Source organism: Psychrobacter sp. JB193 (assembly GCF_002285555.1).
Lineage (GTDB): Bacteria > Pseudomonadota > Gammaproteobacteria > Pseudomonadales > Moraxellaceae > Psychrobacter > Psychrobacter alimentarius.
Genome location: NZ_NRGY01000002.1, coordinates 216,431 through 231,589 on the forward strand (window position 1 = coordinate 216,431; position 15,159 = coordinate 231,589).

Consider the following 15,159-nt stretch of genomic DNA (forward strand, 5'->3'; position numbering starts at 1 on the left):
CATTTCCTCCTGTGCTGCCAGCGCATGCCACTATTATGATGATGGGAACGTTCCCGCCCACGGCTGATAAATGGGCAATGAGCTTTCATTATCCTAACTTTTATAATGATATGTGGCGGATTTATGGTCGTGTGTTCTTCGATGATGCTGACTATTTTAGGGTAGGCGACGAAAAACGTTTCGATCCTGAACGTATTCGTGCCTTTATGTTTGAGCGCGGCATCGCTTCTTGTCCCACGGTCAAACAGGCCATTCGAGAGACGGGCAATGCTTCTGATAAAAACCTAACAGTCGTTACTCGCGTTGATTTGGACAATATTTTGCCGCAAGTGCCCCAAGTAAAGACTTTATTTACCACAGGCGGTAAAGCAACAGAAGTTTTGATGAGTTTGCTTGAGACCCCACCAGCCAAATCAAAATATCCTAAGACCAATCAAAGTATGGACTATCCTTACCAGTGGCAAACCGATGAGCAAACCAGTTCTGTTAATGACTTAACTTTATATAGGTTGCCATCTACCTCACGCGCTTATCCGCTAGCATTAGACAAAAAAGTCGCTGCTTATAGAGCATTTTTTGAAAAAATGGGAAAGTTATAAAGTGAAAGTATAGGGAGGATTGCTCCAATAGAAAAGAGAGTCTAAAAATAGTAAAAGCCATCTATCTACTGAAACCGATTATTTTTGCTAGGGCAAACTATAATAAAAAACATACCTATAGCTGATCTTTCGATCTATCAAAAATAGTCAAAACCTAAGCTATTGAAAAAATTAGCATTTCCATATTTTGGTAAAATAAATGAAGAAACTTGTATAAAATTGGTTGACAATTCGTTCAAACTCTCTATAATACGCCCTCATCAAGACGGACTAGCAGTGAAGGATGTGTAAATTACACATTACTAACGCCGTTAACCTGATGAAACAAATTATAAAAAAGCTTGACAATTCAAATCATTATGATAAGATAGTCGGCTCGCTAGATAGCTTAACCGGCAACGGGATGAGTAGATAGCGAAAGTAATACCCTATATATCGATGACTGGACGACAGTGATTGAGACTATTTAAAAGCATAACTAAAGAACAACTTGTGTGGATTTTTGCTGATTCAGGATGCTAAAAAATAAAGTTGACTATCTTTTCTTTTCGGGAAGATTATTAACTATAAAAATTATCATTTAAGACAGCAGAAAAACTCAAAGTTAATTCATTACGAACATAATTTTTAGCGATTTTGCCAGATTAGATGAGCCAAGTTTAGAAGCTTCTTTAAAGAGCTTCATAGCAAGATTAAACTGAAGAGTTTGATCATGGCTCAGATTGAACGCTGGCGGCAGGCTTAACACATGCAAGTCGAGCGGTAACATTTCTAGCTTGCTAGAAGATGACGAGCGGCGGACGGGTGAGTAATACTTAGGAATCTACCTAGTAGTGGGGGATAGCTCGGGGAAACTCGAATTAATACCGCATACGACCTACGGGAGAAAGGGGGCAACTTGTTGCTCTCGCTATTAGATGAGCCTAAGTCGGATTAGCTAGATGGTGGGGTAAAGGCCTACCATGGCGACGATCTGTAGCTGGTCTGAGAGGATGATCAGCCACACCGGGACTGAGACACGGCCCGGACTCCTACGGGAGGCAGCAGTGGGGAATATTGGACAATGGGGGAAACCCTGATCCAGCCATGCCGCGTGTGTGAAGAAGGCCTTTTGGTTGTAAAGCACTTTAAGCAGTGAAGAAGACTCTTCGGTTAATACCCGGAGACGATGACATTAGCTGCAGAATAAGCACCGGCTAACTCTGTGCCAGCAGCCGCGGTAATACAGAGGGTGCAAGCGTTAATCGGAATTACTGGGCGTAAAGCGAGCGTAGGTGGCTTGATAAGTCAGATGTGAAATCCCCGGGCTTAACCTGGGAACTGCATCTGATACTGTCAGGCTAGAGTAGGTGAGAGGAAGGTAGAATTCCAGGTGTAGCGGTGAAATGCGTAGAGATCTGGAGGAATACCGATGGCGAAGGCAGCCTTCTGGCATCATACTGACACTGAGGCTCGAAAGCGTGGGTAGCAAACAGGATTAGATACCCTGGTAGTCCACGCCGTAAACGATGTCTACTAGTCGTTGGGTCCCTTGAGGACTTAGTGACGCAGCTAACGCAATAAGTAGACCGCCTGGGGAGTACGGCCGCAAGGTTAAAACTCAAATGAATTGACGGGGGCCCGCACAAGCGGTGGAGCATGTGGTTTAATTCGATGCAACGCGAAGAACCTTACCTGGTCTTGACATATCTAGAATCCTGCAGAGATGCGGGAGTGCCTTCGGGAATTAGAATACAGGTGCTGCATGGCTGTCGTCAGCTCGTGTCGTGAGATGTTGGGTTAAGTCCCGCAACGAGCGCAACCCTTGTCCTTAGTTACCAGCGGGTTAAGCCGGGAACTCTAAGGATACTGCCAGTGACAAACTGGAGGAAGGCGGGGACGACGTCAAGTCATCATGGCCCTTACGACCAGGGCTACACACGTGCTACAATGGTAGGTACAGAGGGCAGCTACACAGCGATGTGATGCGAATCTCAAAAAGCCTATCGTAGTCCAGATTGGAGTCTGCAACTCGACTCCATGAAGTAGGAATCGCTAGTAATCGCGGATCAGAATGCCGCGGTGAATACGTTCCCGGGCCTTGTACACACCGCCCGTCACACCATGGGAGTTGATTGCACCAGAAGTGGTTAGCCTAACCGTAAGGAAGGCGATCACCACGGTGTGGTTGATGACTGGGGTGAAGTCGTAACAAGGTAGCCGTAGGGGAACCTGCGGCTGGATCACCTCCTTATAGACAGCATTCGGTCAGCAAGAATTCACAACAAGTTGTTCTTTAGTTTAAGCTTACGTTTTAGCGAACGTATTGGGTCTGTAGCTCAGCTGGTTAGAGCACCGTGTTGATAACGCGGGGGTCAGTGGTTCAAGTCCACTTAGACCCACCATTTATATGGGGCCATAGCTCAGTTGGTAGAGCGCCTGCCTTGCACGCAGGAGGTCAACGGTTCGACTCCGTTTGGCTCCACCACTACTTTAGTTAAGCTTAGAGTGCGAATAAATAAAATAGGTATTAAATAGAAATAAGTGATTTTAATAAGATTACTTCTTTCTGTTTTATACGGAAATCTATGACTCGACGAGAGCATAGAGACTATTTAAAAACATAGATATGAGTCTGGGTTAGGATGAGCGTGTTCACGCGCACATCTTAACCTTAGCAATCAGCTCTTTAACGACATCAGTTGTTATCCCAGGGGTTGATTGCTAAAAAGAAATAAGAGAACTGAATCAAGCGTAAACATAGGTGATATCGTTATCATTAATTAGAGTGTATGACACTACTTAGTCGAAAGACTACTTGGGGTTGTATGGTCAAGTAATGAAGCGCACATGGTGGATGCCTTGGCAGTCAGAGGCGATGAAAGACGTGACAGCCTGCGATAAGCTTCGGGGAGGCGGCAATATCCTGTGATCCGGAGATTTCTGAATGGGGAAACCCACCTAGCATAAGCTAGGTATCCTAATTTATTAGGAAGCGAACGAGGGGAAGTGAAACATCTCAGTACCCTTAGGAATAGACATCAATTGAGATTCCCCTAGTAGCGGCGAGCGAACGGGGAGAAGCCGATTAGTACTAATGTAGAAGAACAGCGTGGGAAAGCTGACCGTAGTAGGTGATAGTCCTGTATTCGAAACATTAGCATTAACATATTAAGTAGAGCGGGGCACGAGAAATCCTGTTTGAAGATGGGGGGACCATCCTCCAAGGCTAAATACTCCTGACTGACCGATAGTGAACCAGTACCGTGAGGGAAAGGCGAAAAGAACCCCTGTGAGGGGAGTGAAATAGAACCTGAAACCGTGTGCGTACAAGCAGTGGGAGCCCACTTGTTGGGTGACCGCGTACCTTTTGTATAATGGGTCAGCGACTTATATTCTGTAGCAAGGTTAACCGTTTAGGGGAGCCGTAGGGAAACCGAGTCTTAATAGGGCGTCTAGTTGCAGGGTATAGACCCGAAACCGAGTGATCTATCCATGAGCAGGTTGAAAGTGCCGTAACAGGCACCGGAGGACCGAACCCACTGTCGTTGAAAAGCCAGGGGATGACTTGTGGATAGGGGTGAAAGGCTAATCAAACTCGGTGATAGCTGGTTCTCCCCGAAAGCTATTTAGGTAGCGCCTCGGACGAACACCATTGGGGGTAGAGCACTGTTTCGGCTAGGGGGTCATACCGACTTACCAAACCGATGCAAACTCCGAATACCGATGAGTGATATCCGGGAGACACACAGTGGGTGCTAACGTCCATTGTGGAGAGGGAAACAACCCAGACCGCCAGCTAAGGCCCCAAATTCCTAGTTAAGTGGGAAACGAGGTGGGAAGGCATAGACAGCTAGGAGGTTGGCTTAGAAGCAGCCATCCTTTAAAGAAAGCGTAATAGCTCACTAGTCGAGTCGGCCCGCGCGGAAGATGTAACGGGGCTCAAACTAGGAGCCGAAGCTGCGGATTTGAATTTGTTTTCAAGTGGTAGGGGAGCGTTGTGTAAGCCTGTGAAGGTGTGTTGTAAAGCATGCTGGAGGTATCACAAGAGCGAATGCTGACGTGAGTAACGATAATGCGAGTGAAAAGCTCGCACGCCGGAAGATCAAGGGTTCCAGTCCAACGTTAATCGGGGCTGGGTGAGTCGACCCCTAAGGCGAGGCCGAAAGGCGTAGTCGATGGGAAATCGGTTAATATTCCGATACTTGTTTATGATGCGATGGAGGGACGGAGAAGGTTATGCCAGCCTGGCGATGGTTGTCCAGGTGGAAGGATGTAGGTTTATAGCTTAGGTAAATCCGGGCTATTTTATACCGAGATCTGATAGCAAGCTGTACTTGTACAGCGAAGTGGCAAATACCATGCTTCCAGGAAAAGCTTCTAAGCGATAGTCATAAACGAATCGTACCCTAAACCGACACAGGTGATCAGGTAGAGAATACCAAGGCGCTTGAGAGAACTCTGCTGAAGGAACTAGGCAAAATGGTACCGTAACTTCGGGAGAAGGTACGCTGCTGATGGTGAAGGACTTGCTCCGTAAGCTATTGGCAGTCGCAGATACCAGGCTGCTGCAACTGTTTATTAAAAACACAGCACTCTGCAAACACGAAAGTGGACGTATAGGGTGTGATGTCTGCCCGGTGCTGGAAGGTTAATTGATGGGGTTAGCGTAAGCGAAGCTCTTGATCGAAGCCCCAGTAAACGGCGGCCGTAACTATAACGGTCCTAAGGTAGCGAAATTCCTTGTCGGGTAAGTTCCGACCTGCACGAATGACATAATGATGGCAGCGCTGTCTCCAGCAGAGACTCAGTGAAATCGAAATCGCAGTGAAGATGCTGTGTACCCGCGGCTAGACGGAAAGACCCCGTGAACCTTTACTACAGCTTTACATTGAACTTTGACCTGACTTGTGCAGGATAGGTGGGAGGCTTTGAAGCCGAGACGCTAGTCTTGGTGGAGCCAATCTTGAAATACCACCCTGGTCATGTTGGGGTTCTAACTCAGGTATAACAATACCGAGGACAATGTATGGTGGGTAGTTTGACTGGGGCGGTCTCCTCCTAAAGAGTAACGGAGGAGTACGAAGGTGCGCTCAGACCGGTCGGAAATCGGTCGTAGAGTATAAAGGCAAAAGCGCGCTTAACTGCGAGACCCACAAGTCGAGCAGGTACGAAAGTAGGTCTTAGTGATCCGGTGGTTCTGTATGGAAGGGCCATCGCTCAACGGATAAAAGGTACTCTGGGGATAACAGGCTGATACCGCCCAAGAGTTCATATCGACGGCGGTGTTTGGCACCTCGATGTCGGCTCATCTCATCCTAGGGCTGAAGCAGGTCCTAAGGGTATGGCTGTTCGCCATTTAAAGAGGTACGCGAGCTGGGTTTAGAACGTCGTGAGACAGTTCGGTCCCTATCTACCGTGGGCGTTGGAAATTTGAGAGGATCTGCTCCTAGTACGAGAGGACCAGAGTGGACGAACCTCTGGTGTTCGGGTTGTCACGCCAGTGGCATTGCCCGGTAGCTACGTTCGGATGGGATAACCGCTGAAAGCATCTAAGCGGGAAGCCCACCTCAAGATTAGATTTCCCTAAAGAGCCGTTCAAGACTAGGACGTTGATAGGCAGGGTGTGGAAGCGCAGCGATGCGTGTAGCTAACCTGTACTAATTGCTCGTTTGGCTTGACCATACAACACCCAAGTGGTTTGTATCAAGTCTAATTAATCTATCTTGTAAAGCGAAAGCTTTAGAATAAGAAAGAACATTTCGATATCACCGTTAACCTTGATTCAGTTAGGTTATGTGGTACTTATCAAAGTCACACAAACAGACTCATATCTAACCCCCTTTGCTGACGACAATAGCACGATGGAACCACCTGATCCCTTCTCGAACTCAGAAGTGAAACATCGTAGCGCCAATGGTAGTGTGGTTCGCCCATGTGAGAGTAGGTCATCGTCAGCTCCTTATACTTAAAAAGAGTCATCCTTAGCGGGGTGGCTCTTTTTTTTATCTTTTATTCTTAGTGACCTACACAGCAAATCCTATTTAAAGGATTTGCTCTTGCGCTGCCTAGCAAAGCAGTGCTTTGCCTTAACGGCGCTCAGGTCATCGTCAGCTCTCTATTCTGACTAGCCCCTTGATACTAACGTATCAAGGGGCTTTTCTTTGCGCGTCTTTTTAGTTCTATCCATAATATCAATTCCTTCATATCTTTCTTTTTCAAATCATCAACGTTTGAATGCCACTATTGTATCCAAAATATTAGATATTGGGTTTTGTGACCATTATCTTTTTCCTAAGGAATATAGCACTATCTAGGTTTATTAAAATGATTTGACTTATATCGTTTTAACTGATAATTTTAAACAGTCTTTTTATTTAAGTTAATAACATGGAGGTGTTAACTGATTAAATAAAGTAATTTCTATCGAATCAAAGTATTGAATTTACGTGTTGTTCCTACCCCTACAATTATCAAAAGGAATTGATAATGAAGTTAGCTCCTCTTTTTTCAATTGGTGCTTTAGCCGCTATCAGCCTTTTTGGCTGTTCTAACCAGTCAGCTGACACAACTGATGGATCATCTGCAACCTCTCAAGATACGACCGTCTTACGCTTCTCTCATTTTTGGCCAGCGACTTCTTCCATTAGTACAGAAGTTTTTGAACCTTGGGCTAAGCAAATAGAAACAGATTCTAATGGTCGCTTAAAAGTAGAGTTATATCCATCAGCAGGTCTTGCGAAAGCTGACGTCACTTATGAGTCGGCTGCTAAAGGTACCATTGATATCGGTTCACAAGCCCATGGTTATACTAGTGGTCGCTTTCCGCTGACTCAGATTACTGAGCTTCCAGGTTTATCAAATTCAGCCACTCAGATGGGTTGTATGCTACAGACGCTCTATGAAGACGGAACGCTTGCCAGTGAATACAAAGACACGCATATGCTATTTATGTATGGCGCTGGACCAGGCTCTCTGCATACCACTGACAAACTGATTCGTACACCTGCGGATATGAAAGGTATGCGCATTCGTCGTCCTTCGGCAGTCGCTGGTGACATTATTGAAAGTGCAGGCGCATCACCTGTTGGTCTACCTGCAAATGACATGTACACCTCTTTACAGCGCGGTGTTGTTGATGGTCTCAGTTTCCCATGGGAAGCCGTAACGGCTTTTAAAATTGACGAAATTACTAAGTACCATACCAATATTCCTTTTTATAGCTCGGCACTCATGGTGACGATGAATAAAGACAAGTACGACAGTCTGCCTGATGATTTGAAACAAGTTTTGGATAAAAATTCAGGTATGGCCCTTGCTAATAAAGTGGGTGAGGTATTTGATAAGCATGATCAGATGGCCATACAAGCGGCTAAAGATAAAGGTGACGAAATTATCGAGATTCCTGACCCACTCAATGATCCAAATTGGAAAGGCCCGCTTGAAAAGGGTACTAAAAAATATTTGAGTGATGTCAAAGCATTAGGTCTGGATGCTGATAGTGTCTATGAAAAAGCCAAAGCTGCTAGCGCAGCCTGTAAGGTATAGCCTACTGGAGGTATTACATGATCTTTTTAATTAAAATCAGTACCTTCATCTCTAGGCTATGCCAGTTTTTTGGCGGTATCAGTCTTATCATCATCGTGTTAGCGACCATGCTAGATGTGACGGCTCGTTATATTTTTAAGCTCACGGGTGGCGAGTTTGGGTTTACGGTAAAGGGCAGTGTAGAGATTGTCTCTTACTTTATGTTATTTGCTTTACTTGCCGCTTTTGCCGCCTTTGTAGAGCGATCACAAATTATCGTCGATGTATTCACCCAAAAGATGCCTCAGACTATTAAAGGTTACATGATGGGCGTCTTTATGTTGGGCTTTTTCGTTATTGGGATCGTTTTCTCGTGGGGGCTCTATGAAAGTGCAATTGATGCTATGGAGTATGGCAAGGTCACTCAAGATCTTAGAGTTTCAATGATGCCCATTTATATGTTTAGTGCCTTTCTGAGCCTTTTGCTTGCCATTCGCTCGCTGATCGAATCCATCAATATCTTTAAAACGGGCGAGTTCTTTGACGCCGAGGAGACAGGCGCATGAGTCCAGAAATTATTGGTGCCATTGGCTTGCTGGTCATGATTGTATTGGTGGTGCTGCGAGTGCCAGTGGCATTGGCCATGTTGGGCGTGGGACTGGTCGGTTTTGGTGCTGTGACTGCGCCAAGTGGGGCACTGCAAATGCTCAAAGACATTCCAGTGGATGTTTTGGCAAAGTATGATTTTAGTGCCATTCCTTTATTTATTCTAATGGGTGTATTTGCGACTCATTCAGGTATGGCTGGCAAATTGTTTGACGCTACTAGAACTATATTTGGCGGGGTAAGAGGTAGCCTTGGTATTGCAGGTATTGGCTCATCTGGTATTTTTGCTTCTATTTCAGGCTCTTCTTTGGCGACTGCATCTACAATGACAAAGGTCGCGCTACCTCAAATGGAAAAGTATGGCTATCAGCCAGGTTTTGCCTGTGGCGTTTTGGCGGCTGGCGGTACGTTAGGGATTATGATTCCTCCCAGTATTGCATTACTGGTCTATGCTATTTTAACTCAGCAATCTGTCGGTGATATGTTTATCGCAGGTTTTTTGCCTGGCATCTTAGGTATGGTGATGTACTCTATCACTGTTATGATTATGGTACGCTGGAAACCGCATCTCGCACGTCGCGGTGAACCAACGTCTTGGAAAGCAAAGCTACTATCATTGACTGGTTTAATACCGTTCAGCTTCATTTTTATCATTATTATCGCTGGTATTTTCTTTGGGCTATTTACCCCAACAGAGGGCGCAGCAGTTGGCGCTTTTGTATCATGGGCCTATGCTTTTGCCAAAGGTATGCGCTTAAAAGGCCTGAAACAGTCACTCATTGAAACGCTTGCACTATCAGCAGTGGTCTTTTTTATGCTACTTGGTGCAGAGGCATTGGGTTATTTTATTTCCGTATCACGTCTGTCTTATACAATGGCCACTTGGATTGGGACTCTATCGGTCAGCCCGATGATTGTACTGATTTGTATTCTAGTCATGTACTTTTTACTGGGGCTATTTATGGACGCCTTAGCCATGTTGGTTATTACGATTCCAGTGGTTTATCCAATCATTGTGGCACTAGGGTTTGATCCTGTTTGGTTTGGTATTATTGCTGTATTGACGGTAGAACTGGGTTTGATTACACCGCCTATGGGGATGAATATTTTTGTCATTAAAGCGATGGCACCGCACATTAAGCTTAGTGATATGTTTCGAGGAGTCGCACCTTTTATTGTCTCAGATGTGATTCGATTGGGCATTTTGGTCGCTTTTCCAGCCATCTCTTTGGTGTTATTGACGTAAGTTTTATTCGTAGTAATAAACTCACAAGCTAAAAATCCACAGTTTAATAAGCCGTTCTATTTTTTAAGCCATATTGTTGTCATAACGATGTGGCTTTTTTATGGCAAATCAAAAATTTGGTAAACTGAGTTGATATAGCGATGAGCAATTAAAAGATGCCCTACACGACATCTAAAATAACTATAAATAGCAAAAATTGTTTGAGACAGTGTTTGGTTACCAAGGTGGTTTTTGATTACAGTGTATGGCAGGACGATAACTTTTCTTATCATTCTAAAATCTGATGGATGTAGTAAACTGATTGGTATTTTCGTATCCACCCTTTTATATGATAAGTAGAGACAGTCATGGCAGTCGATTTTAGTAACACGCTAATAGTCGCAATTTCTGCAACCGCACTTTTTGATTTAACAGAATCTGAAAACCATTTAGTACAATTATTGGAGCAAAAACCAGCAAGCGCTATCAAAGAATTTCGCGATTATATGACTGAACGTGAGAATGAGCCTTTAAATATTGGCGCTGGTTACCCATTGATCAAAGCTTTATTAAATTTGAACGAATATTGTGCAGATAAGAATGGACAGGATTCAGAAATAGAAGCGCCGTTAGTCGAAGTCGTTATCGTCTCAAAAAGTAGTCCAGACACAGGCATCCAAGTACTCAATGCCATTTTGGCGCATGGACTGAATATTTCACGATCTGCTTTTATTTCGGGTAGTCCAATTGCTCCCTATATCAAAGATTTCAATGTCGACTTGTTTTTGACCACAAACCGTGATGATGCACAGCAAGTTGCAGATGCCAATATCTGTGCTTGCGCAATCTTGGATGCGACCCCTGTCAATACTTATGAGTTGGACACCAATCAGCTACGCATTGCATTTGATGGCGACGCAGTGCTTTTTGATGATTCGGGGGAGCTGCTATATAAACAAAAAGGTCTGCGAGCTTTTCATGATCGCGAAACACAAATGCGTGATTTGCCAATTGAAAAAGGACCTTATGCTGAATTGCTGATTAAATTATCAAACTTACAAGAGCGTCTACCAGCTGGGCTTCAATATTCTCCAATCAAAATTGCTTTGGTCACCGCTCGTAATGCGCCTGCTGACTTGCGAGCGATTAAAACGCTGCGAGAGTGGGGCGTCAATGTGGACATGGCATTTTTCTTGGGCGGTTTAGAAAAAACAGCCGTGCTTAGAACGTTTGCGCCGCATATCTTTTTTGATGATTCGATCCAGCACATCGATGCGGCACGTGACTTCATTCCAACGGCGCTCGTTCCTTATCATTCGACCTCATTGCTACATGGGGACAGTTATTTAACCTCTAAGCAAGATGCGGCATTGTTGGCTTTTAAACCGGTAGAGCGTCCACTTTTTGCTGTGCGTCATTAATTATCTAAAAACTCAATCAAAAGGATAAAGTCGTCTATGAAGTGGCAGCAATTGCTCAACTTGATCATGGTACGTATCAAGCAGGTCATTGGCTTATATGCGTTTGTACTCATACCAATGTGGGGCATGTTTTTTTTAAATGATGTATTGCTATTTGGTATGTGGAACATCTTTGGGATTGTGCCGCGCGCCTTTGATGTAGGAAGTATGATAGGAGTGTTTGCATCATGGACGATGCATGGAAACTTCTCACATTTACTGGGTAATACGTTAACGTTATTACAAATTTTGTTTTTGTTCGGATTGTTTGAAAAAAATGCCTACCGTACTGTACTCAAGCTGATTGTTGCATCGGGACTGGTTACTTGGGTTACTGGCTCACCCTTGTCCATTCACATTGGAGCGTCAGGATTGTGTTTTGCAATGCTCGGTTATATGATCGGTGGGGCAGTATTTGCCCGACGCTGGGGTTACTTACTTGCTTGTATTATCATGGGAACAGGATACTGGTTAACGATCAAACAAGGGCTGATGCCGCAACAAGGCATCTCATTTGCGGCACATTTTGGTGGTTTGTGTGCAGGTCTGCTATTAGGTGCTAACTCAAAACATACGTATTCGGTGACCTCTCAGCGCTATTAAATGCTTAGCATTATGAAACCTGTATCGTATAAATGTCACTGAATCAGGTCATAAATATGCGGGTCACGATAACGTTGCTTCTAAGCAGTAGCGCAACGTTGGTTTTAACTCATGCAAACACTAGTAAATAAAGGATCATCTTTCGCCAACGCTCGCCATGCTGTGGTCTGCTTAACATGCTCATCGATAGTCAGCGTGCTGTCTTTTGCAGGCAATACATAATCTGCCCGAGCGGGGACGCTACAATCTATCACTTGCGAGACTTTTTGCACACCTCTACGTCTCTCGAACAGATACAAATTGACCAAATATACATCTGGGTTATCGACTTGCACAGTAGCATTGCCAATGTCAGCAGCGATAAAACGTAGTATTTGCGGCTTAACGTAAGTCCATGGGCGAAACCATGTACTCTCTTCAATTTTTTTAACGACAGTGACACCTTCAGGAAGTTGCGTAACCTGTTGATCAAACCAGCTATACTCTTGTTGAATTTGGAAGCCAAATATACCGATGGCAGCAAATAATGGGATAAGCCATTTTGGTGCTCTTTTACCTGCCAGTTTGCTGAGGTGAGTTATGATCAGTGCTATCCCAGCCAAACCAAATCCAGCAGCTATGGTAGCGATAAACTCGTAAAGCATAAAATCTTCCTTAATGCGATAAGCGCTTTTAATTAAGCGTCTGTAGTAGAGCAGAATTTAAGAGTTTTTGTAAAAAATAGAGGATAAAAAAATCACTCACAAGCAGCAACTGCCTGTGAGTGATATATATTAACGCAAAATATATCCTCAGTCGTGCGCTTAGTGGTCGACTGCACCGCCAGCGCCGCGTGGAGAGCGAACACTTTCAACCAGTTCTTGAATGTGTAATGGTGGTGCTGGTGTAGCATATGAGACGACAAATGCTACGATGAAGTTAAGCATAGCACCAACCGCACCAAATGATAACGGCGAGATACCAAACAGCCAATACTCTTCTGTATCAGGGAAACTTGCAGTACCACTGATGAAGAACCAACCTTTGAATAAAAAGATATACACTAGGATACTAATCAAACCCGTTAACATACCAGCGATAGCGCCAAAGCTGTTAATACGTTTAGAGAAAATACCCATCATCAGTACTGGGAATAGTGAAGCTCCCGCAATACCGAAGGCGAGTGCCACGACTTGTGCGGCAAATCCTGGTGGATTGATACCTAACCATGTTGCTACTACAATCGCAATACCCATAGTGATACGCGCTACTTTTAACTCGCCTTTATCACTAATATTTGGGTTGAGGTTTCTTTTGATCAAGTCATGACTGATCGCTGATGAGATAGCCAATAGTAGACCTGCGGCAGTTGATAGTGCTGCTGCTAGGCCACCTGCTGCAATAAGACCAATAACCCATGGTGGAAGATTTGCAATTTCTGGGTTAGCTAGTACTAGAATGTCATTGTTTACGTCAAGCTCGTTACCTGCCCAACCTGCGTTTGCAAAGCGACCATCGACTTCTAAATCGTGTGCAGTACGAGCCTGTTCGACAGCAGCAGTAGCAGCGGCAACATCGCCACCATCAGTTTCAGCAGTATTTAGCGCCAACTGAGCGGCACCAAGTCCACTGTCGTTGTACATCTGAATACGGCCATCATTATTGAGATCATTATACTTAATGAGGCCAGTCTCTTCCCATGTTTTCATCCAATCTGGACGTTGATCATAGGTGATAGACTCTGCTTCAACACCTTGTGGATAGATAGTATCAATCAGGTTCAAACGCGCCATCGCACCTACTGCAGGAGCAGTGAAGTAAAGTAACGCAATGAATACTAGTGCCCAACCTGCTGACCAACGCGCATCAGATACTTTAGGTACAGTGAAAAAACGAATAATAACGTGTGGTAGACCTGCTGTACCAATCATTAGCGACAAGGTAAATAGCACCATGTTTAACTTATTTGGTACATCAGCGGTATAAGCAGTAAATCCTAAGTCAGTCACTACCTGATCAAGCTTAGTCAATAAAGGTATACCTGATTCGGTATGGTTTGAGAACAAACCGAGACCTGGAATTGGGTTACCGGTCAGCTCAAGTGAGATAAAGACAGCAGGGATAGTATAAGCAATGATTAGAACGACATACTGTGCAACCTGCGTGTAGGTAATACCTTTCATACCACCTAGTACGGCATAGAAGAAAACAACCACAGCAGCAATAAGAAGGCCAGTCGTATTGTCGACTTCTAAGAAACGTGAGAATGCGACGCCAGCCCCTGTCATCTGACCAATAACGTAAGTAGTCGACGCAATAATCAAACACACGACTGCAATCATAGCGGCAGTCTTAGAGTAAAAACGGTCCCCAATAAAATCAGGAACCGTAAATTTACCAAATTTGCGCAAGTATGGTGCTAGCAGCATCGCTAGAAGTACATAACCCCCAGTCCAGCCCATTAGATACGTTGAGGCACCATAGCCACCAGCGGCAAGAATACCTGCCATTGAAATAAATGATGCAGCACTCATCCAGTCAGCGGCGGTCGCCATACCGTTGACGACGGGATGGACACCACCACCTGCGACATAGAATTCACTGGTTGAACCCGCTCGCGCCCAGATTGCAATACCGAAGTATAGAGCGAAGGATAGACCCACAAAAATAATATTAATTACAAATTGACTCATAGCATTATTCCTCGTCTACGCCATATTGTTTATCTAACTTATTCATACGCCAGGCGTAAAAGAAGATTAAGACCATAAATACTATAATCGCGCCTTGCTGAGCAAACCAAAAGCCCAGATCAGTACCACCGATTCTAATACCTGCTAAGAGAGGACGTAATAAGATCCCAAAACCATAAGAGCATAGTGCCCAAATGACTAGGCAACCTAAAATGAGACGGACATTGGCACGCCAATAACCGGATGAATCGTTGTGGTTTTCCATAGAGCAACTCCTTTTGTCTTACCTAAAATATTATTGTTGGTCTCATCCTAATAATTATGATGGTCTTGCATCTGTAGACGACAACGGCAGTATCTATAGGGTAGTGTTACTTAATAGACAGTCTGTGTTGAATTTTCTAAAACAAATAATGCGAAGAGCAACATAAGAGAGGCGGTGACTATTCCTTATCACTTAACCTGTCATAAAAAACAGAAACATGCGA

9 protein-coding genes, 2 tRNA genes and 3 rRNA genes are annotated in these 15,159 nt (G+C 44.4%); 11 read left to right on the forward strand and 3 right to left on the reverse strand.

What is annotated here, in order from left to right; genetic code table 11:
• Positions 1-35: 35 nt before the first annotated feature.
• The 11 genes from CIK80_RS08685 (at position 36) to CIK80_RS08735 (ending at position 11,999) form a co-directional block, all read left to right on the forward strand.
• Positions 36-599 (forward strand): DNA glycosylase, encoded by a 564-nt coding sequence (locus CIK80_RS08685; RefSeq protein WP_343286958.1) that lies wholly within the window; start codon positions 36-38, stop codon positions 597-599.
• A gap of 694 nt (positions 600-1,293) precedes the next feature.
• A 16S ribosomal RNA gene (locus CIK80_RS08690) occupies positions 1,294-2,832 on the forward strand.
• A 74-nt stretch (positions 2,833-2,906) separates the two neighbouring features.
• Positions 2,907-2,983, forward strand: a tRNA-Ile gene (locus CIK80_RS08695).
• Positions 2,984-2,990: 7 nt separating this feature from the next.
• A tRNA-Ala gene (locus CIK80_RS08700) sits at positions 2,991-3,066 on the forward strand.
• A 342-nt stretch (positions 3,067-3,408) separates the two neighbouring features.
• Positions 3,409-6,263: ribosomal RNA gene (locus CIK80_RS08705) — 23S ribosomal RNA — on the forward strand.
• A 161-nt stretch (positions 6,264-6,424) separates the two neighbouring features.
• Positions 6,425-6,538 (forward strand): 5S ribosomal RNA (gene rrf / locus CIK80_RS08710).
• The 16S, 23S and 5S rRNA genes sit together here with 2 tRNA genes alongside, the layout of an rRNA operon.
• Positions 6,539-7,067: 529 nt before the next feature.
• Entirely contained in the window at positions 7,068-8,126 is a 1,059-nt protein-coding gene (locus CIK80_RS08715) for a TRAP transporter substrate-binding protein (RefSeq protein ID WP_062845577.1), read from the forward strand.
• Between the two features lie 17 nt (positions 8,127-8,143).
• A complete protein-coding gene (locus tag CIK80_RS08720) occupies positions 8,144-8,671 on the forward strand; it encodes a TRAP transporter small permease subunit (RefSeq protein ID WP_095569697.1) in 528 nt (175 codons plus the stop codon).
• Entirely contained in the window at positions 8,668-9,957 is a 1,290-nt protein-coding gene (locus tag CIK80_RS08725; protein WP_062845575.1) for a TRAP transporter large permease, read from the forward strand. Before CIK80_RS08720 ends, CIK80_RS08725 begins: the two co-directional genes overlap by 4 nt.
• A 347-nt stretch (positions 9,958-10,304) precedes the next feature.
• Entirely contained in the window at positions 10,305-11,357 is a 1,053-nt protein-coding gene (locus tag CIK80_RS08730) for a 5'-nucleotidase (protein ID WP_062845574.1), read from the forward strand.
• Between the two features lie 36 nt (positions 11,358-11,393).
• A complete protein-coding gene (locus CIK80_RS08735) occupies positions 11,394-11,999 on the forward strand; it encodes a rhomboid family intramembrane serine protease (RefSeq protein ID WP_095569698.1) in 606 nt (201 codons plus the stop codon).
• A 104-nt stretch (positions 12,000-12,103) separates the two neighbouring features.
• On the opposite strand, the gene CIK80_RS08740 is transcribed toward CIK80_RS08735, so the two are convergent.
• The 3 genes from CIK80_RS08740 to CIK80_RS08750 form a co-directional block, all read right to left on the reverse strand.
• On the reverse strand, positions 12,104-12,643 hold the full coding sequence (locus tag CIK80_RS08740; protein ID WP_062845572.1) for a hypothetical protein: 540 nt from the start codon (positions 12,641-12,643) through the stop codon (positions 12,104-12,106).
• A 159-nt stretch (positions 12,644-12,802) separates the two neighbouring features.
• Complete coding sequence (locus tag CIK80_RS08745; RefSeq protein ID WP_095569699.1) at positions 12,803-14,671, reverse strand: sodium:solute symporter family protein; 1,869 nt, start codon at positions 14,669-14,671, stop codon at positions 12,803-12,805.
• A gap of 4 nt (positions 14,672-14,675) precedes the next feature.
• Entirely contained in the window at positions 14,676-14,936 is a 261-nt protein-coding gene (locus CIK80_RS08750) for a DUF4212 domain-containing protein (RefSeq protein WP_062845570.1), read from the reverse strand.
• Positions 14,937-15,159: the final 223 nt, after the last annotated feature.